A 19,881-nucleotide genomic window follows, 5' to 3' on the forward strand; every position below is an offset into this window, starting at 1 on the left:
TTTCCCCTTGTGCCTAGCACGGGTGCGTCGCCGCGGTGGGCAGATTGACTAGTGCCAGCGTGTGCACGACGTGCACTCTGAGGCTCTTGGCCACCGAGAGCTTGCGGAAGAAGCGTCAGCCGTGTCGCAGATCCCGAGGATACTCGACGCGTGCACCTCAAGCTGACCAGGAGAGGCGAGCAGAAGGTTGAGAACTCTCAAAGAAGAGCCTTGAGGAGCTTCGCCGCGCCGCGGGGTCCGCTGCAGCCATTTCGAGACCGGCCAGTTCCACTTCAAAAGCATGAGGTTCCGCAAGATCTCGGCTGTTCAGCCTCCGGTACTAGGCGATCGAGGAAAGCTCGTGACCGGATTCTTAAAATGAAATGCCGGCTTTCCCCTATTCCATGGCGCACCTCATCCGGAAGTCTACCGGACGCAGGCGGGGCCTAGCCGAAGCGGGGCCCCGCGCGTACTTTCCGCCTACTTCTTGTTCGAACCCGAGTCTGTCGAGCTGCTCGCCGGCGCAGTTTGGTTCGCGCTCGGCTGATTAGCTGTCGACGAGCTTCCGCTCCGCGGCCGCTGATTAGCCTGACCAGTCGTATTCGACTGACCGGGCGAGCTTTGTCCTGTCGTCAAAGACGGTTGGTTCTGCGCCTGGCCGGGATTCTGGCTCGGTGCCTGCCCGACCGCGTTCTGCTCGTTCGACGGCTGCGTCTTCTGAGCGTTGCCGGCATTTTGCTGGTTCGACGGTTGACCTGTCTGGGTCTGAGCAGTGGCGGCCTGATTGCCGGTCGGGGTCTGCGTCGCAGCCGAGCTCTGGGTACCGGCCGACGTGGATTGTGACTGGATGGTTTGGCTGGCCTGCTGGCTCAGCCGGCTGGAGACGCCAAGCGACGATACCGTACGCATATCGATGTTGCCCGTCACAGCAATTCCATGCTGTCGCTGATAGACGGTGACTGCCTCGCGCGTCTCGGGACCCCAAATGCCGTCGGCTTCGCCATGCAGAATGCCGCGGTCGATCAACACGCGCTGGATGACGCGGATGTCATCGGGCGGGAGGTCAACGGCGGTTGCGGTGCTGCTGCCGCTGCTCGCGCCTCCACCATGGCTGGCACCGCCGGCGAAGCGGGCATTAGGACCGACCGGCACCACATCGACGATACGACGATCACGGTCAACAATCACGACCTCGTCCTCCACGACGAAGAAGCTATCGTCGCGATATGCGGGGAAAACATCGATCAGCGCCGGATAGGTCGAGACCGAGGCGATCGTCACGCTGGACGGAACTGCGATGCCGGTGCGAACTTGGAAATTGATCGAGTTCGCATTGACGCGCGGAGCCTTGCTGGTCTGCAGGACCGAGTGTTGCAGCGTCGTGCGCTGCTCCGCCGTCACCTGCTTGCCACTCTGGGTCTGAGTGCTCGCGGTGGCCCGTTGGGCCTGACCCTGCGCGTCGCTGCCGCCCTGTGCCGCGTTCTGGCTGCCCGAGCTCGAATTCTGCTCCTGTGCAGTTTGGCCGGATCCGCTCTGCTGGTTGTTTGTCTTGTTATCAGCCTTAGCGTCACTCTTGCCCTTCTCCTGCGTACGGTCGTCCGCCCGCTGCTGACTGTCACGATCGGACTTGGTCTGACCGGCTGCTTGATCCTTCTCCTTTTGGCCGTGCGCCTGGGCACGGTCCTTACTCCTATCCCGCTCCTCCTTGCTGGCTTCATGCTCCTTGCTCAAGTCCCCTGAGTGGCGCGTATTGTCGCGGTCCGCCGTCTGCCCTTTGCTGCTCTCCCGCGAGCCTTCGGCGTGGCCCTGCTCATGCGAGCCGGACTGCTGGCTCAGCGCCCGACTGGCCTCGCTGCTTCCTTTGGAGGGGGCTTCGGCCCGCCCAGTCTCGCGAGATTCTGATCCTCGGCCTTGTGTCATTCCTTCATGGTGGGAAACGCCCTCCCGGCCGGAAGCGCCGCTGCCCGTCCCACCGGAATGGCCATCCGACATTCCATTTTCAACCGTTCCGCTCCCCGCCCCACCTCCGCTCACCCCCTGCGCAGAGGCAAGGCCTATGCTGGCGAGCACTATCGCTGTCGTGACCAAAAACCTGCTCTTCATACCTTTCATAGTGCAAATCCTTCTCTCGGTTGTTCGCTCGTTCCAATTGGATGAGGCGGACATATCGATGCCGCTCTGCAATGCCGATGTCCGCCGCTGAGCAACCGGCCGAGGAGGGGATCGTTCCTGGTAGTTAGGACCTTGGTTAGCTTCCCGAGAATCCGCCGAACTTGATCGTGGAGCACTTCGCTCCACACAAGAGAGCGCATACCAAACAATGGCAACACGATTGTCAGGTACGAAAACAGCAGAAGACTCCCGGCCACCGCGCGGCAAGCGATCGGCGGCCTATCCGGCGAGCAAACTCGAGATCAAAGCCGCCTCGGCCAAGACCGAGAAACTACAGGATGACCGGCGGATAAAGGACCACCGCTGCTTCGAAACTTCGGCTGTCCACCCGCGCGGTTTGCGCGTCCGATCAGGATCAAGACGGCTGCAGCTGCGATCGTGACAATTCCGATCACGACCTTCATGCTCGTCTTCCCTTCCCCGCCCCGTCGCCAAGTGCTTGCGAACCAGTAACGTGCACGCTGGCTGCTTGTCGTAAAAAGAAGATCGGTGCGCTATAGTACCGTGTTTCTTCGAAAGATTGAGTTCAGGGAATAGGTCAGATCAGTTCAGAGCCCAGTCGGGTCTTGGCAGCCAGACCAAGAACACGCTCGCGGGTTCTCGTTCCTATTGCTCACGATACAACGTCATCAACTGCTGGCTCCGAACAGCGGTTCCTCACGACCAATCGGGCTAATTCGGTCGCAGCGCGGCCGCTGTAGTTCTAAATGCTGTTAGTTGGATCTCTGTGTTGGGCGCGCATCTGGTGCTCGGGCCAGCGATAGCTGGGGAGTTCCAGCTTGTCGGCAATGTCTCTTCCGATTGCCAATCTTGCCAACCCGGGTACGGAGAAACTCCGGACCACGAGGTTGCGAAAGATCATCCCCCAGGGCGTTCGCGGCGCCAGCGCTCCGGCAAAGCGTTGGGCGCTACGCTGCTTTCGTTCGATATAGCCCCGCATCAGGGTCTCGTAATGAGCAAACGCCTCGGTATATCGGTCACGGGCGGCAGCGAGTTCGCCGGCCAACACATAGGCTGAAATCATCGCCAACGCCGACCCCTGGCCTGCCAGCAGCGATACGCAGAAGGCTGCATCACCGATGAGAGCCACCCGCCCTCGTGACCAATTCGGCATCCGTATCTGACTGACGGCGTCGAAGTAGAGCTCGCCGGCGCGCTCGAGTTCGGCAAGCATCCGATCGCACTCCCAGCCATCTTCGCCATAGATTCTTCCCAGGATCATCTTCTGCGCCTCTGGCGCTTCCGGCAACGTGGTGCGATCGGCGGCGAACACGAGGAGAAACAGGGTTCGATCGTCGCGCAGCGTAAAGCGACCGATCATCCGTCCCGGTTGGCCGTGAATCAAATAGACGTCTTCGTCGCGCGGTCGATAACCGCGAGTCTCAAAGGCCGCCACCACATAGCCCAAATAGCGCTCGAACTTCCTCTCTGGTCCAAAGACGAGCTTGCGCACTGCCGAATGCAGTCCGTCGGCGCCAATGAGAAGATCGAACCTGCGCTTGCCACCATGCTTCAGCTGGACCTCGACGCAATCGAGCTTCTCTTCAACGAGCGTGATCTCGTCTCCAAAAATGGCTTCAACGTCGCCGTCGATCCGCTCATACAGCAGATGCGAGAGGCGACTGCGCTGAAGGGTGATGTATCGTCCGCCTGTCAATTCGGCGAAGACGGCGGCACGGAAGCCCGCCAGCCGATGGCCGGCTTCATCCACGATCCTCAACTCTTGGACGTGGTAGCCGTCGCGATTGATTTCCGCAAGTAATCCCATCCGCTCGGCAATGGTGAAGCCCAGCCCCCAGAAGTCGATGACATAGCCCCCGCTGCGCAGAGCAGGTGCCCGCTCAAGGAGTGTTGGTTCAAAGCCCGCCTCCCTCAGCCAATAGGCAAGGGTCGGCCCTGCGACCCCAACGCCTGAGATTAGAACACGCCTCATGCGTTCTCCTTATGACCCAATCAGCCATTTCAACGCTCAGTTGGGCCCCCGGCCGGGCCTGGGGCTCCAAGTTTTGCGTCACGGCAAGAACAAGTGAGGGAGCCACGGAGTAGTATGATGAAGCCTAGCGACGCCCAGACCGGTAGCCAGCTCAGTCTGAGGGTGGCGCCGGCTTTCCTGGATATTTCGACTACTCGCCTGTGCACCAAGAGAGAAGTCGAGTTTGGACCGTGACCAATGCGGTGAAGGAGAGCAATGCAAGGCAAATTGACAGCTCACGTCCGACATATTGAGCGCACCCTCCGAGTAAGCGCGATCGGCCTCTTTCTCGCCGCGTCAATCTGGTTGCTCCGTGACATTCTCTTGCTCATGTTCAGCGCCGTAGTCATTGCTTGCGTTTTGCGCGGAGCAAGCAACGCGGTGCAGCGCGCATTTCGTCTGGATCATTACACTTCTCTGCTTTGCGTCATTATCATCACTTGTCTCTTTCTCAGTGCACTGCTCTGGTGGCGCGGTAGCGTTATATTCGCTCAAGCCGACGAAATCGGCCAGCAACTGAGAACCCAGTTGGAGAGAGTATGGAGGGAGCTAGAAGATAGCTCATGGGGCTCGGTCTTTGCTCAACAGCTACAAATAGCTGGAAAGTCTCTGCGAGCCGGCCTGACTGGCTACGTCCCGGGTGTCATCGGCTCGGTTCTAGGTATTGGCGGCACTCTTGTCGTTGTGGGGGCGACGGCAATATTCCTGGCTGCATCGCCGCAATTGTACCTTGAAGGCGCGTTGCGTCTGCTTCCTGTCACTTGGCGGCCTCGCGGCCGGGAAGTTGCTCGGGAGCTTGGTTCTACGCTCAGGCTTTGGTTTCTCGGGCAATTAATCGACATGGCGATCGTGGGACTTCTTCTTGGCTTGGGTCTTTTCCTTATCGGCTCGCCACTGGCGCTTTCATTGGCTCTGCTCGCTGGGTTGCTGAACTTCGTGCCTTACATCGGAGCGCTCGCTGGCGCCGTACCGGCGATCCTCGTCGCTCTGGCTCGGTCTCCTACCTTAGCGGCATGGGTCGCTCTATTGTTCTTGTCGATCCAGCTCATCGAGGGAAATGTCATCGCACCTTGGATTCAGAAGAGGACGATCTCTCTTCCGCCGGTACTCACGATACTTTCCCAGACGGTTCTGGGGACGCTTTTTGGTCTGATCGGATTGATCGTGGCCACGCCTTTGATGGCCGTTTTGCTTGTTGCCGTCCGCATGATCTATGTCGAGGCCTTCTTGGAGCGTGAGAGTAAGCAGGTCACCTGATCAAGAACACCTTCAAACCGTGCGAGCGGTATTGTAGTTGGTACGGTGTCGTACACTCCCCAATCTGCCATGGGCGATCGGCGCGACATAGTGTCCGCGGCCCTTGACTCTAGAAACCAAGATCGAAGGCTGAAGTTGAGACCGCACTCTGAAATCACAGGAGCCACAGATGCGGAGACTCACACTCGCCCTTTCTCTCACCGGTTTTGATCGCGATCTCTCCACTCTGCGGTACGCAGGCCGCACCATTGACAGCGCTCTCGGCAGCGGCACGCTCGCCGGAGCACACGTCGGCGGTGCAGGACAATGTCTCGCAGGTGCGCTGGCGTGGCGGCTGGGGGATCGGCGCGGGATTACTTGCTGGAGCGGTAATCAGCTCCGCCATTGCTGGCCCCTACTATTATGAGCCGCCGTACTACGGCTACAGGTATGCGTACCACCCATACGGATATGGCGGATACTATCCAGCATACACCTATACGCCTTACTGGGGCGGATACGGCTGGGGCCTGCGACCATACGCCTGGGGACCGCGCCCTTGGCGTTATAGCTACGGCTGGTCCGCTCCGAGGCCGTGGGGATATACGGTCCGGCGCGTACACCCATGGCGTCACAGCTACGGCTGGGCTCCAAGATTTCATCGCCATCATCATCACGGTGTAATCCGCGCGCATCATCGGTGGTAACTCGCCGATCTCGCGACAAGGTGCCCGGCGCTCAACGCCAGCGGACGTGCGTCGGGCCGGCCGCGCTTCCGTAATGTTGTCAATGCCCTCACCGACTCGCGCCAGCAGTGTTGGAGAACGCTAGGGCGGCCCCAAAAGTCGGACGACAAACTGGCACTCCCGTAACTTTTCGGATCGCCTTGGACAGATTCATGTAGCATCGTGTTGACTACCATCCCCGGCAATGCGCCCGCTCCAACGGCGTTCTTCGCTACACCGCCTGGCGATGCTCCAGCAAGAAACGCCGCTCCCCTCATCGACGCCACGCCCGAAAGCCCGCAATGGCGCTCCACAATCCGAAAATATGCGGCTGATCTTCGACCTCACGCATACCGAGCGCACTCCGCAGCCCTTCGGGAACGTTCGAAAGAAAATAGCAGCGAGCATGGCAGTGCTGAGCAGCCCAAGGCCGTGTATCCGCTGCACCTTCCATCAGCGATGAGCACCTGGCACACCCCCGCCTAAAAGGACAGTATGAAAGCTAGTGCCATCGAAAAAGGCCCTGATTTTTCGGAGCCCCAATGTAATCGCGAGAATATGCTGCGGCAGACCACAAGAAAGCGGTTGGCGAACTTTCGGCGAAGAGTTCGGTTGCGCTCCGTAACACGTGCGCGGAGTTCACCAATCCTACATTCGCTCCTTGACGCCGGCTTCTATCAGGTACCAATTCACAGGATAACTCGTGAGAAATCCCGCGATCATCGCGATCTGCATCATGAACCAGAACTCTCGCATTGACGGCTCCAGCCTTACACTGAAGACATTCCTGAAGATCATGAACTGCGCAATCGCCATGAAGCCGTACATGCCGACTTGCCAAGCGGTCAGGGACAACGTGTCTGCCTTCACTGCTTGAGCAATCCCCGCCATCGGCGACAAGTCGCGCATTGGTTTGATGGTGAAATATTGGAAGGCGACGCCTAGCAAGAAAGCGAAGAGATAGTCTACGATCCAGACCGCTAGCATTTTTTCTGAGAACAGGGTTTTCCAACCAGCCAAAATCGCGATGACTGGAAACGCGAGCGCGAGACTTTCAGCGATAATGTCGCCCAGAGCACATCCGGCTCCACAGTGCATGGCACCTTTCGCGACCATGACTGGAAACGGGGTCGCCTTTTTTCCGTTTGATGGGCTGCCCCTGGTCGCATCGCGTGCCGCGAGGCGCCCAAACCTGTAGTACAGCCACAAGGTCAGTACGGTACCGAACAGACCGTTGACCGGCCAGACAAGATTCATGATCCACATCCGCTGCGGATGGCGCATTGTGTCGATCGCGATGAAAATCGTGCATGCAAATCCGAGGACCAAACAACCGAGCGCGAGAGCGTGGAGCCAGTGCGGGACCATAACGACATCTCCCTTTGGAGAAGCAAACGACCTCCATTTCAATTCGTTCAATGCAACTGGGCGCCGCAGCAGCATCTCCGCGAACAGTAGGGGAGCATCCGCCTCGGCGGCCGCCCAGAATCAGCTGGCTTTCGCGACATGCGGGTCGGACTGCCGGGCGGCCTAGCGATCTTGCGTCATCAAAATGCAGGGGTCATCCAAAGGAGTGTAACAGATGATTACTACCGCCAAGCGCTTCAGCGCACTTGTTGCGCTCATTTCCCTCGCCGCCTCGATGGGATTCGCCGAGGCGGCTGATAAGAACTACGACACGGGCGCGACTGACGCGGAGATTAAAATAGGCAACATCATGCCCTAAAGCGGACCAGCCTCTGCCTATGGAATTATCGGGCGTGTCGAAGCTGCCTATTTCCGCAAGGTGAACGACGAGGGTGGCATCAATGGCAGAAAAATCGACTTTATCTCGTACGACGACTCCTACAGCCCACCAAAGACGGTTGAGCAGGCGCGCAAGCTGGTTGAAAGCGACGGCGTACTGCTGATCTTCAATTCACTTGGTACGCCGACGAACAGCGCAATCCAACACTACATGAACCAAAATCCGCAACTCTTCGTAGCAACGGGAGCAACAAAATGGGCAGATCCTGAGCATTTCCCTTGGACCATGGGTTGGCAGCCGAGCTATCAGACTGAGGCCCGCATCTAGGCTCGATACATCATGCAGCAAAAGCCTGGCGCGAAGATCGCCGTTCTCTATCAGAACGATGACTACGGCAAGGACTACTTGAAGGGGCTAAGCGACGGTTTGGGAAATAAGTCAGGCATGATCATTGCGAAGGACAGCTACGAGGTGTCTGAGCCGACGATTTCGTCACATATCGTCAATCTGAAAGCCAGCGGTGCAGATACGCTTTTTGTGATCGCAACACCCAAATTCGCCGCGCAGTCGATCAAAGAGGTGCGCCAGCTAAAATGGGACCCCTTATTTATTCTGAACAATGTGAGCGCCTCCGTCGGCTCTGTTCTCAAGCCAGCTGGTCTGGAGAATGCCAAGGGTCTGATTTCGGCGGCCTACATGAAAGACGAGACCGATCCGAAATGGTTGAACCAACCCGACTCGAAGGCATGGGCTGCGTTTCTCGACAAGTACATGCCAGAAGCTGACAAGACGGACGCCGGAGCGGCGGTTGGATATGCGGTGTCGCGGACGCTCGTTCACGTGCTCAAGGCGTGCGGAGACGATCTCACCCGTAAGAACGTCATGAAGCAAGCAGCAAATCTCAAGAGTTTCGATCCCGGCCTGCTTTTGCCCGGAATAACAATCAGCACCAGCGCGTCCGATTTCGCCCCCCTTCAGCAACTTCAACTCATGAAGTTCAATGGTAAGTCGTGGGAGTTGTTCGGCCCCGTTATGAATGGTAGCACGGGCTCCTAGGCTCTCTCAAAATGGGCGGCCTCCTGTTGTTCTGCAGGGGGTCGCACCGTTCTGATGAAAGGCGTCTGACAAGTTCGAGACCCGCAGACGGTACATGCAAAGCGACACTGAGGCCGGTGGTTGGTAGGAAAGCCGGCTCTTCCATTTGAGACTTCTTTTTTCTCTCTTGGAAGTCGTGGTTGCCGTCAGCTGGCAGGAATGGGCATCAAGCCAGCTCCCTTGCCGTGGCGGTTCGTCAGGCCCAACCAGCAATATGGTCTTTACTCTTTCAGGCAACGGCCGATCTGCCGATCATACTCGCGCTGTATCAATCCAGAACACGAACACGCCAGCTGCTCCAGCTGAGCCCGGTCGACCAGAGTTATGGCGGCCCGTGTGTTGCGGATGATCCCAGCCTGTTCGAATGTTTCGAGGCACTCACTGACACTGGCACGACGAATCCCGAGCAATTGAGCTAAGACGGCATGCGTGATCGGCAATTCGCTGGAGTCCATCGCGTTTGCCGCAACGAGAAGCCAGCGGGCAAGTCGCTGCTTCACCGAATGGAGCGAATTGCAGGCCCCCACTTGCGCCGTCTGAAACAAGACAAGGTTGATGTAACGAAGGATCATGCCGCGAAGAACCACAAGGTCGGTAAGGGCTGCGTGGAAAGCGGCCACGGGAATTCGCAGCGCCGTCCCGCCCACCTGAACGACGCGGCGGTGCGGCGGCGTGGGATCGCCCGGCGCCAGCACGGAAGGGGCCCCGATCATGCCCTCGGAGCCGACCAACCACGCCTCGACAAAGCGACTGGACTCGACTTTGGCGGAGACTGACACGAGCCCATTTGCGAGGAAATAGACGTGCTCCATCGGCAACCGCCAATGATGAAGGACCTGACGGGGCTTCAGCTCGATGTCTGTCCCAATCGAGCGAAGCGCAGTCAGCTCCGAGTTTGGAATGCAACGCAACAGCTTGTTCGATGCAGCCACGGTCGGCCCGAGGCCTTTAAGGGCAATCGACCGCAGAGGAAGAGGGCTCTTCGCCTGACCATCCAGCATTGGTGGTGTTTCTCGGCAATCCCGGGGACCGACTGGAACCGCTCCCGGCTCTGGGGAGACTACGCGGTCGGACCGCCGCGGTTCCTCTTTAACATGTACGACTATTTTCCATGTCCATCACCCCGGTTCGAGGCCTTGTCCTCGAATCGAAGAGCGGCGCGGACCAACGCCAGATGGCTCAATCCCTGGGGAAAATTGCCAGCAAGCCGTCGATCCCGGACGTTGAACTCCTCGGCCAAAAGTCCCAAGTCACTGCGGGCTCGCAAGAGATGCTCGAAGGTCCTTTCAGCTTCTGCGCGTCTTCCCTGCATGAGCTGGCATTCGGTAAGCCATCCGCTGCACGCAAGGAATGCACCCTGACGGATTGCGCTTGACGACCGACGATGGACGTAACCCTCGTGGACCAGTTCGCGTTCTATCGCGGCGATCGTCCTTGCGACGCGCTCGTCCGTGACAGGCAAAAATCCCACCAAAGGGAGCTTCAGCAAGCTCGGATCCAGTCCATCAGACCCGTAGTATTCCACAAACGTCCCCCGTCCGGGGGCAAATCCCTTCTCACATATTTCACCATGCATTCGGCTCCGCAGTCCGGTCATCCGCTCAAGGAACGAGCCGTCCGCCGTCTGGTGAAGATCACGGCGGCGAACGAACCGATCCACCGCGGCCCAGGCAGAGACCTTAGAATAGGTGTAGTGCTGTGGCTCCCCTCTCACTTCCCACACGCCCTGGCCCGGCTCATTCCAGACCCGCTCGACGTGAGCGATTACGGAAGCGAGCAGATCGGCTTCACGTTCGGTCGGCGCTACTCCCGCTTTCGCGGCGGCAGCCACGCAATCCAGGAGTTCGCCGTAGATGTCGACCTGTCGCTGCGCCGCGGCGGCGTTTCCAATTCGCACCGGCTTCGCGCCTCTGAACCCCGGCAGCCAGGATGCGGTCCATTCCTCCAAGCGACGCGAGCCGTCGACCCGGTACATGATCCTGATCTTGTCAGGTTCGCCACCCGCAGCGCGGAGAAGCCAATCGCGGAACGCCTTAGCTTCATCGAGATAGCCGGCGTCAAGCAGGGCCGTCGCCGAGAACGCCGCATCGCGCAGCCAGCAATAGCGGTAGTCCCAATTCAGATTCTCGGCCGGGGCCTCGGGGAGCGACGTGGTCGGAGCGGCAATCATGCCGCCTGTCGCGCGAAAGATCATCGCCTTGAGTGTCAGAAGGGAGCGCCTCACGGCCTCGGGCCACCGCGTTTGGATCGAGAACTTCGCAATCCAATTGAGCCAATATTCCTCCGTCTTGCGCAGAGCTGCCGCGGCGGCAAGCGGCGGAGGCGGCGCACCCGTTGCGCTGCCGTATCGGAGACAAAATGCGATCTCCTCCCCTTCACTCACCTCCACTTCCGATACGATGCAGGAGCCCTGCTGAGAGAGCTGTGCCGGTGCATGCAGAACGACAAGATCCGGTCCCACGAAGGCGACGGCCTGTTGTCGATCGATCTCAACTGCAGGTCTCAAGGATCCATAGTCGAATCGTAGATCCAGCTCGCTGCGCAACTTGATCTTTCCCGCAAGGCCCTGAACGATCCGCATCAAGGTGGAGGCATTGTTCTCAATCGGCATAAAATCGATCAGACGGACACGACCTGTCGACAGTTCAAACTCGGTCTCGAGGATGAGCGTATCCGTGCGATAGCGGCGACGCGGTGAAGTGCCGGCTTCAACCGGCTCGAGCTTCCAACAACCATGCGCGTCCGTGCCGAGCAAAGCCGCAAGGCAGGCGTCCGAATCGAAGCGCGGCCAACACAGCCACTCGATCGAACCGTCGCGATGGACGAGGGCAGCCGTCTGACCGTCTCCGATCAGGCCATAATCCTCGATGAACTTCGTCGGCACGAGGAAGCTCTCACCCATGTCGAGCGTTGCGTTGACGTCGACGATATCCGGTTCTCGGGCTTCGGGAGCCGCGTCCTGCCGCCACGGCCAACGCAGCTGTTCCTAACAGCGCCATGACCGGAGCAAGCCGCAGCATGCTTGCCGGTCCGGCAAAGGCGCTATCGACCGCCTCTGAAGCGAAGCTCCCCCTGGTGCGATGAAGGCCGCGTACGGGTTGCTCGAGGTTGTCCTGCCGACTTGGATCGATCGGGCGATCCGTCTGTTGGCCACTGATACAGGTTCGTGCGAGATAGCGATCCAGCAGCCCCGGCAAGATCATATTGCCAAGAATAACCTTTAGGGTGCTGAAACCGATCCAATGCTCCCTCGCCGGCCTTTGAGCTGCATCGTACACTTTATTCGCGATGACCTCGGGCTCGACCACGGGGGCCACCGGCCTCGGCGTCCGCGGCATATGCGCCCTCGCCCAATCGAATTGCGGCGTGTTGACCGCCGGCAGCTGGAGCATCATCAAATTGAGCCTGCTCTGCTCGTGCCTCAGCTCGCTTCGCAGCGAATCCGTGAAACCGCGAATGGCGTGCTTGGCCCCACAATAGGCCGACTGGAGCGGAATGCCGCGGTAGGCCAACGCCGATCCGATCTGGATGATCGTCCCCCTGTTCGCGGGCCGCATGTGGCGCAGGGCCGCCATCGTTCCGTGCACGAAGCCGAGATAGGTGACCTCGGTGACACGGCGGAATTCATCGGGCGTCATGCGCCAAACCGGAGAGAACACCGTCACCATCGCGTCGTTGATCCAGATGTCGATCGGACCCAGCGTCGATGCGATGCGGTCCGCGGCCGCAAAGACGGCGCCGGCATCCGCCACATCCAGAGGCATCACAACCGCCCGTCCTCCGACGTCCTCGATCTCGCGCCGCACATCCTCGAGGGCTTCCGCATCTCGGGCGATCAGACCGATGGAGTAACCGGCGCGGCCGAAACGATGGGCGATGGCCCGGCCAACCCCAGCGGATGCTCCTGTGACCACGACAACCGGACGGGGACGGACCGGCCCCTCATGCAAGCTCGCTTCGCCATTCATTAGGACATCTCCTCACTCCGGTACGGCGGGGTAGGCAATGGTCGACAGCAGCGCCATTGCTGGCTGGCGCGAGTCGAGCCTGGTATGCTGAACGATCACCGGCTCGCTCGCCTCGATAATTGAAGCGTAACTCGTGTCGCGCGGAACCGGAGCGGGGTCGGTCAGATCATTGAAGCGGAGATGCAGAGTGCGCTTGGCCGGCACCTTCACCCGGTAGGGGCCGACCGGAGCCCTGTTCTCGAAGAACAACGTAATCCGGACGTCTGCGTCGCGATCGCCCGTGTTCAGGAAGCACGCCGCCTCATGCGACACAAGATCGTGCGCGTCGCTGACGCTGTCGCTTGGGATATAGCCTTCCGGGATGGCCCACATTGTGCGACCGATGCTCTGCATTGTCATCGCTCCAGCTTGATCAACGCCAGCCCCGTCACGGGATCGTGCGCCTTCTGAAGATGGGCGGGATTTTCGGTTACGATCACCTCGAGAGTGGGGCGCACCCGAGCCGATCCAAGGTGGCCGGCGAGAGCGGTGCCGTCGCGCCGCCCGACAACGAGATGGACGTGCACGGAAGGTTCGCCCGACGGCGAAACCGCGATATCGCCGACGAGCGAAGCGACCTCCACCTGTTCGTCTACGCGATTCTCGAGGTATGTCTTTTTCTCCCAATCGAAGTATTTCAGCACAAGCCCGCTGAAGGCTCCGATGCCGGTGATTTGGGCTGCGGAGATCCGCTGCGCCGCTGCAAAGGACTTGAGGCTTTCCATCGCCTCGTCGCCGCTGTCGAGGATGACTGCAAAGGTTCGCTGCGCGCTGTCGTTGAGGAGCTTGTGCCTCATCGGTATCCTCCTAATTCAATCTGATCTCTCCCACTCGGGACAGAGCCCGAATTCGATCCGCCGTGCGGCAAGCAATCGCCTGAATTGTCAGGGACGGATTCGCGCCGCCCACGGTCGGAAACACGGAGCCGTCGCAAATCCAGAGATTAGGGATGTCCCAGCTGCGGCAGTCCGCATTGACGACGCTGTTGTCCGGCCGATCGCCCATCCGGGCCGTACCGTTGAGATGACAGGTGTCGTCCTCCTGCACCCATAAGTCTTTGGCGCCGATCGCGCCCAGAGCCCGGCTCATGAAGGCGACGGAGTGATCGATCAGGCGCTTGTCGTTGTCGCACCAGGAGTAGGTCACGCGCGGAATTCTCAGCCCGTATTGATCGACTTCGTCGGCCAACGTGACGCGGTTGCTTTCCTGAGGCAGCATCTCCCCAACGATCTTCAAGCCCAGGACGTGGTTATAACGCTTCATCGCCTCGACCAGTCGCGTCCCCCACAGACCATGCGCCGTCGCTTGCGTGTTGGCCCATAGCTGCGGAAGGGGGCCCTGGCTCATGTAAGCGTAGCCACCAAAGAAATCCTTGCCCTCATCCTCGTAATTCCAGTGCTCGGTGATGGCGAGGGACGGAGGTCCCTTGTACGAGCGGACCTCCTCGTCCATCTCGCCCCACACCGCCTGGTTTGCCTGTGCCATGAGATTCTTGCCGACAAGTCCGGACCTGTTTGCCAGGCCATCCGGAAACTTGTCGGTCGCCGAATTCAGCAGGAGCCTCGGTGTTTCGATCGCGTAGCCGGCCACCACCACGTTGCGTGCCTTCTGAAAGCGCCACTCGTTCTGGCGGTGATAGTGAACGCCGACGGCGAGACCATTCGCGTCGGTCTCGATCCGGCCGACCATGGCGAGATCCCGGATCTCGGCGCCGGCGGACAGAGCGCGCGGAATCCATGTCACGAGCGCGCTTTGCTTGGCATTCGTCGAGCAACCGGTCACGCAGAAGCCGCGATAGACGCAAGGATGTGCGAGGCCGCGCGGAGCAGAGAGGGTTGCCAGCGGCGTCTCGGTCCAGCCAATACCAAGGGCTTCGCAGCCGCGCGCGAGCGCGCGGGCAGCAGCATTGAGCGGATGGGCGCGATAAGGATAGCGCGGACGCGGCGGTCCCCAGGGGTAGTTGACAGGGCCGGAGATCTTGAGGGCTTGCTCGACCTCCGTGTAGTAAGCCCACATCTCGCGCCAATCGAGGGGCCAGTCCGCACCATAACCAAGCTTGGTCCTGGCTTTGAACCATTCTGGCCGGAACCGGAGCGATACCATTGCGAAATGCACCGTCGAGCCTCCGACGGCCTTGCCGCTGTTGTTGCTTCCGAGCTGCAGGGGATTGTCGCCATCGACGATACGATCGTCCGTCCAGTAAAGCTTGGTTTGCTCGGACTCGTCGGAGGCGAAATCCTCAAGCGGCCGGAAGTAAGGGCCGGCATCCAGGGCAATCACAGAGAAGCCGTATTCGGCTAGTTTGCAGGCGAGCGTCGCGCCGCCCGCCCCGGTTCCGACGATCACGAAGTCGACCATTTCGTGATCGGCGTATTGCTTCATGCTGACCCAACCGCCGGGCCGGAACACGTCCGGTGCGCGGCCCTCGCGGGCGCGGGGACTATGCCGGGGATCACCGGACATTGCGATTGATCCTTAGAGCGTTAGCCTCCCGGCCCGGCTTGGCCTCGGCCGCCTCCCAGGGATCGCGATCATTGAAATCGAGGCGCACGTAACCGCGCGGACTGGCGGGTCCGCCCCACCCCACCTCGCTCCACGCGATCGGATGGGAATAGTAGGCGAGGACGACGTCGCGCAGGAGTCGCTGCTTAAAGAACGTCTGCGGCGGCATACCGGCCCATTCCGGCGCGTTCAATTCGCCCGCCTCGCAGCGCCTTAGCAGATCGTCTTGATCTGCGTCAGCGATTGCTGCGAAGGAACGCTTGTGGAGGACCCTCGCCTCCGCATTCAGGGCTGCGAGGCCCCTTCGCCAAGCTTCGCCGTCGCCCGGCAGGCCCGCGGTACGATAGCCATCCTTGATGCCGGCTCGCAGCTTCTGATCGAGCAGGCCAGCCACAGGAACAGGCGACCTCGACGCAGGTTGCGGCACGATGCGATCGGCGATTGCGGTGAGCACTTCGAACTCAACCAGGGTCAGGAATTGCGGCTTGTCCGGCACCTGCAAGCGAGCCGCGATCACCTCCCGCGTCTTCTCATTCCAGGATGGGCTCCGCCATTTCGCAAGCACGTCATAGCCGGGGTAGGCATTGTGAAGCTCGGCCTTCCGATCAAGCATCTCGTGCCTCTCTGATCAACTCGAGCGCAGCAAGCCCCGCCATTGCGAGCCCAGCGAAGCTTGGGGGTGCCGGCAGAGGCGGTCCGTTGAGGATGTTTTGGCTCCAATTGCGCCAGCCGCCCATGTTTCGCGAGACGCCATAGGCGTGAAAGCCAACGCCGGCAAAACCCATCAACGCAAGCAGCCGCATCCACCATCGCGCAAGGCCGCGCATCCGCCTTCCACCGTTCAATACCGCGCCGGCGAGTAAGCCAGCGCCGATCGGCGGGAGGGTCACGGGAGCGGCCATGAAGGGGTTGTGAAACGCTCCGCGAAAATGGAGCAACCCCGCCTCTCCCGAGGTTCCAAGGAGGCCCAGCGCTGATACTGTCGCGACCGTCTCAGCCGCGGGAAGCTTGAAGATCCGACGAGACCGCCGGCGCCCGTTGGCGCGTACACGTTCCGAGCAAAAGCCCAACAACCCGGAGAGCAGAATAGCCATCGGCGCGCCGAGGGGAGCACCGTAGAATACGTTCTGCCAGCTCAGGCCGCCGACTTTTTTCGTCACATTGTAGATGTGAAAGCCTGTTCCAATCAGGCCGGTGACGGCCGCCGAAAGATACGACGCGTCTCGTGCTCTGTGTGCAACCGGGCGCCGGTCCGCCGTGCCGTGCAGGCTCATTGCCAAGGTCAACCCGGCAACGACCAGCGGGGTGAACATCGCCTTATTCTTGAATGACCCACGGTAGTGCTCGAGAGCGCTGTCGGCAAGGACGGACGCGGCCAACATGCCCGCGACTCGATTCAGACGCCGGGCTGCCGAAACGGTCTCGGCCTCGCGCTGCGCGGAGCGGGAGAGCGAGCGAGGTACCGACAACCGCAGCGGTCTTGCCCGCATCGCTTCGACGGCCGGAGCTTGGAAGCTCTCGCGCGCCTTCTCTTTTCTTACCTGGTTAGATCGCATAGCGCTCAGCATCCGTTTCCTTGAAGATCAAGCCGTTGCCCGCTACCGACAGGTCGGGCTGGATCGCACCATTACGTGGCTTCGGCGCGCCGTCGAAAAGCATATGTTCGATGCGAACGTGATCGTGAAACCATTCCAGATGCCGTAGGCGCGACACAGCGCAGGCGGCGTGGAGATGCAGAGCCGGCGCGCAATGGCCCGACAGATCGATATGGTGCGCCTCGCAAAGCGAGGCGATTTGCAGAAACCCGGTTACGCCGCCGCACCGGGTGATATCGGCCTGCTGAACGTCGACTGCCGACGCTTCCAGCATCGTCCGCACATAGTCTGTGGTGTAAGCGTACTCACCCGCAGCAACCTCCATGCCTGCCGGGGCACGGGCGCGAACCGCATGCAAGCCCGCGAGGTCGTCCGACGACACCGGCTCCTCAAACCATTTGACACGGTGAGGCTCGAAGAGATCCGCAAGCTCTAGCGCTTGTTTCACCGAGTAAGCACCGTTTGCATCGACGAAGAGATTGGCGCGTTCGCCTATCGCGCGGCTTGCCACTTGCACGCGATGCGGATCGAGGTCCGGCTCCGAGCCCACTTTCATCTTGACATTCGTGCACCCAGCGTCGGCAACCCACTTGCCGAGCTGTTCGGCCAATTCGGTGTCCGAGTAAGTCGTGAAACCTCCGCTTCCATAGATCGGGACATTTCTTCGGTAGCTTCCGAGCAGCTGAGCCAGGGGCACACCCCAGATCCGCGCCTTCAAGTCATAGAGAGCCGTATCGACCGCCGAGATAGCATTCGCAGCGAGGCCTTCGCGTCCCAGATTGCGAACCGCGCGCTGCATCGCCATCCAGGCGGTTTCGGGCGCGAGGGCATTCATCCCGCAGACGATCGAGGCGAGCTTGCTCATGATGAGCGCAACTATGCTGTGGTCAGAATACGTGTAACCAATCCCGGACTTGGCGCCGGCCGCGACTTCGACCAGAACCAAAGTTGTGGAATTCCAACTCATCGTCCCGTCGGCCTCCGGTCGATCGGTTGGAATCTCGAAGGCACGAGCCTTGACTGCCTCGACAGAGATCTCGACCATCATTCCTTCCCGGGCATTACGCTCGTCAACAGCACCTTGGCGCTGTTCTTCAGAACGCTGCCGAGCTCCGGCTCCGAAGGAAGCATACTGACGAAATTCTTAGCGTCCTTGAGCGTGATGTGGGGCGGCAGCGGTGGAACGTTGGGATCGGTGTACGCCTCAAGGACCACGGGACAATCCGCCGATAATGCCTCATCCCAAGCAGCGCCGACTCGGTCCGGATTGTCGACAAAGATGCCCTTGAGGCCGATCAGCTCGGCGTAGCGGTGGTAGGGAAAGTCTGGGATGCTCTGGGTAGAAAGCGTCTTTCCCGCACCGAGCTGAATCCGCTCCTCCCACGTGACTTGATTGAGATCGCGGTTGTTGAGGACGAGCACGATCAGGCGTGGATTTGACCAGGCCCGCCAATATTTCGAGATTGTGATGAGGACGTTCAGCCCGTTCATCTGCATCGCACCGTCGCCCATGCAGGCGATGACTGTCCTGTCCGGATAGGCCATCTTCCCTGCCAAGGCGTAAGGTGTTCCGGCACCCAGGGAAGCCAGACCTCCGGAGAGCGAAGCTTTCATGCCCCGGCGCATCTTCAGATCGCGCGCATACCAATTGGCCACTGAGCCTGAATCCGCGGTGATGATCGCGTTCTCAGGGAGACGGGGCGAGAGCTCCCAGAATACGCGTTGCGGATTGAGCGGCTCCGCCGAATCCATGGCGCGCTTTTCAAGCGTCTGCCACCATTCCTGCACGCCTTGCTCGATGTCACCTCGCCAAGATGACCTTTGCTTCTGCTGAAGATGCGGCAGCAGCGCCTGCAACGCCAAAGAGCTGTCCCCGACGATGTTGACTTCCATGGGGTAACGCAGGCTCAACCTGGCGCCGTCGATATCGATCTGAACGCCGCGCGCCGCGCCGGGCTTCGGCAGAAACTCGCTGTAGGGAAACGCCGAACCGACCATCAGGAAGGTATCGCAATTTTTCATGAGGTCCCAGCTCGGCTTGGTGCCGAGCAGTCCGATCGAACCGGTTACAAAGGGGAGTTCGTCCGGGACGGCCGCCTTTCCAAGGAGGGCTTTGGCCACCCCGGCCTGCAGGCGTTCGGCCATCGCAATGACTTCATCGGTCGCGTTCAAGGCGCCTGCGCCAACCAGCATCGCGACTTTCTTGCCGCTGTTCAGGACCTCGGCGGCGGCGCGCACCAGATCCTCGTCCGGTCGCCTTGCAGGCTCCGCATATCCGACACCCGTGTGGGTCGCGCCATGCGCGAGAGGCGGATCCTGGTAATCCAGTTCCTGAACGTCTTTCGGTAGGATCACGCAGGTAACGGCGCGCTTGTTGTGCGCAATGCGTACGGCCCGGTCGATTAGATGACGCACCTGCTCGGGCACGCTCGCCTGCGCGACGTACTCGGCGACGTCCTGAAACAGCACCTGCAGATCGACTTCCTGCTGATAGCTCGCCCCGATTGCGCTTCTCGCCTGCTGCCCAAAGAGCGCAACCACGGGAACGTGGTCCATCTTGGCGTCGTATAGACCGTTGAGAAGGTGAATTGCGCCGGGTCCCGAGGTCGCGTAGCAGAGGCCAACCTGCCCGGTAAACTTTGCGTGGGCCGAGGCCATGAAGGCTGCCATCTCTTCGTGCCGAACCTGCACGTAGTCGATCTTGTCTTTCGCGCCTTCAAGGGCGACGTCTAGGCCTCCTACTCCATCCCCCGGATATCCATAAACCCGGCGCAATCCCCATTCGGACAACCGGTGCCAAACGAATTCGCTGACATTCATTGGATTTTCTCGCGGTTCTTTCGCGCTCGAC

The 19,881-nt window shown here is 60.3% G+C and carries 14 protein-coding genes and 1 pseudogene; 2 read left to right on the forward strand and 13 right to left on the reverse strand.

The genetic code is table 11. The annotated features are described in order from the left end of the window. Positions 1 to 459 precede the first annotated feature (459 nt). Complete coding sequence (locus AC0WRY_RS26385) at positions 460 to 2,091, reverse strand: peptidoglycan-binding protein (RefSeq protein WP_491121640.1); 1,632 nt, start codon at positions 2,089 to 2,091, stop codon at positions 460 to 462. A 763-nt stretch (positions 2,092 to 2,854) separates the two neighbouring features. After that, positions 2,855 to 4,084 carry an FAD-binding domain gene (locus AC0WRY_RS26390; protein ID WP_194403721.1) on the reverse strand — a complete coding sequence of 410 codons (1,230 nt, stop codon included), beginning with the start codon at positions 4,082 to 4,084 and terminating at the stop codon, positions 2,855 to 2,857. Between the two features lie 255 nt (positions 4,085 to 4,339). On the opposite strand from AC0WRY_RS26390, the gene AC0WRY_RS26395 reads away from it, so the two are divergent. After that, positions 4,340 to 5,380 (forward strand): AI-2E family transporter, encoded by a 1,041-nt coding sequence (locus AC0WRY_RS26395; RefSeq protein WP_194403722.1) that lies wholly within the window; start codon positions 4,340 to 4,342, stop codon positions 5,378 to 5,380. A 1,352-nt stretch (positions 5,381 to 6,732) separates the two neighbouring features. Here AC0WRY_RS26395 and AC0WRY_RS26400 read toward each other — a convergent pair. Continuing rightward, positions 6,733 to 7,452, reverse strand: a complete 720-nt coding sequence (locus tag AC0WRY_RS26400; RefSeq protein ID WP_194403723.1) for a DUF4396 domain-containing protein — start codon at positions 7,450 to 7,452, stop codon at positions 6,733 to 6,735. Between the two features lie 214 nt (positions 7,453 to 7,666). Here AC0WRY_RS26400 and AC0WRY_RS26405 point away from each other — a divergent pair. Next, positions 7,667 to 8,887 (forward strand): annotated as a pseudogene (locus AC0WRY_RS26405) (ABC transporter substrate-binding protein). Positions 8,888 to 9,147: 260 nt separating this feature from the next. Here AC0WRY_RS26405 and AC0WRY_RS26410 read toward each other — a convergent pair. The 10 genes from AC0WRY_RS26410 to AC0WRY_RS26455 form a co-directional block, all read right to left on the reverse strand. Beyond that, positions 9,148 to 9,927 (reverse strand): Crp/Fnr family transcriptional regulator, encoded by a 780-nt coding sequence (locus AC0WRY_RS26410; protein WP_194403724.1) that lies wholly within the window; start codon positions 9,925 to 9,927, stop codon positions 9,148 to 9,150. 101 nt (positions 9,928 to 10,028) lie between these two features. Beyond that, positions 10,029 to 11,828 carry a glycoside hydrolase family 15 protein gene (locus tag AC0WRY_RS26415; protein WP_194403725.1) on the reverse strand — a complete coding sequence of 600 codons (1,800 nt, stop codon included), beginning with the start codon at positions 11,826 to 11,828 and terminating at the stop codon, positions 10,029 to 10,031. Next, entirely contained in the window at positions 11,821 to 12,894 is a 1,074-nt protein-coding gene (locus AC0WRY_RS26420) for an SDR family oxidoreductase (protein WP_194403726.1), read from the reverse strand. The genes AC0WRY_RS26415 and AC0WRY_RS26420 overlap by 8 nt, the downstream gene beginning before the upstream one ends. A 12-nt stretch (positions 12,895 to 12,906) precedes the next feature. Beyond that, the gene (locus tag AC0WRY_RS26425; RefSeq protein ID WP_371746159.1) at positions 12,907 to 13,287 is read right to left on the reverse strand and encodes a sensory rhodopsin transducer; all 381 of its coding nucleotides are present in this window, start codon (positions 13,285 to 13,287) and stop codon (positions 12,907 to 12,909) included. Between the two features lie 2 nt (positions 13,288 to 13,289). After that, positions 13,290 to 13,730 carry a PPC domain-containing DNA-binding protein gene (locus AC0WRY_RS26430; RefSeq protein ID WP_194403728.1) on the reverse strand — a complete coding sequence of 147 codons (441 nt, stop codon included), beginning with the start codon at positions 13,728 to 13,730 and terminating at the stop codon, positions 13,290 to 13,292. A gap of 10 nt (positions 13,731 to 13,740) precedes the next feature. Then, on the reverse strand, positions 13,741 to 15,396 hold the full coding sequence (locus tag AC0WRY_RS26435) for a GMC family oxidoreductase (RefSeq protein WP_194403729.1): 1,656 nt from the start codon (positions 15,394 to 15,396) through the stop codon (positions 13,741 to 13,743). Continuing rightward, on the reverse strand, positions 15,386 to 16,048 hold the full coding sequence (locus tag AC0WRY_RS26440; RefSeq protein ID WP_194403730.1) for a gluconate 2-dehydrogenase subunit 3 family protein: 663 nt from the start codon (positions 16,046 to 16,048) through the stop codon (positions 15,386 to 15,388). Before AC0WRY_RS26440 ends, AC0WRY_RS26435 begins: the two co-directional genes overlap by 11 nt. Continuing rightward, a complete protein-coding gene (locus AC0WRY_RS26445; protein WP_246776334.1) occupies positions 16,041 to 17,003 on the reverse strand; it encodes a hypothetical protein in 963 nt (320 codons plus the stop codon). Before AC0WRY_RS26445 ends, AC0WRY_RS26440 begins: the two co-directional genes overlap by 8 nt. Further along, positions 16,981 to 18,078 (reverse strand): enolase C-terminal domain-like protein, encoded by a 1,098-nt coding sequence (locus AC0WRY_RS26450; protein WP_194403731.1) that lies wholly within the window; start codon positions 18,076 to 18,078, stop codon positions 16,981 to 16,983. The genes AC0WRY_RS26445 and AC0WRY_RS26450 overlap by 23 nt, the downstream gene beginning before the upstream one ends. After that, positions 18,075 to 19,850 carry a thiamine pyrophosphate-requiring protein gene (locus tag AC0WRY_RS26455; RefSeq protein ID WP_194403732.1) on the reverse strand — a complete coding sequence of 592 codons (1,776 nt, stop codon included), beginning with the start codon at positions 19,848 to 19,850 and terminating at the stop codon, positions 18,075 to 18,077. The genes AC0WRY_RS26450 and AC0WRY_RS26455 overlap by 4 nt, the downstream gene beginning before the upstream one ends. Positions 19,851 to 19,881 lie beyond the last annotated feature (31 nt).

Source organism: Bradyrhizobium sp. T-12, assembly GCF_058314695.1.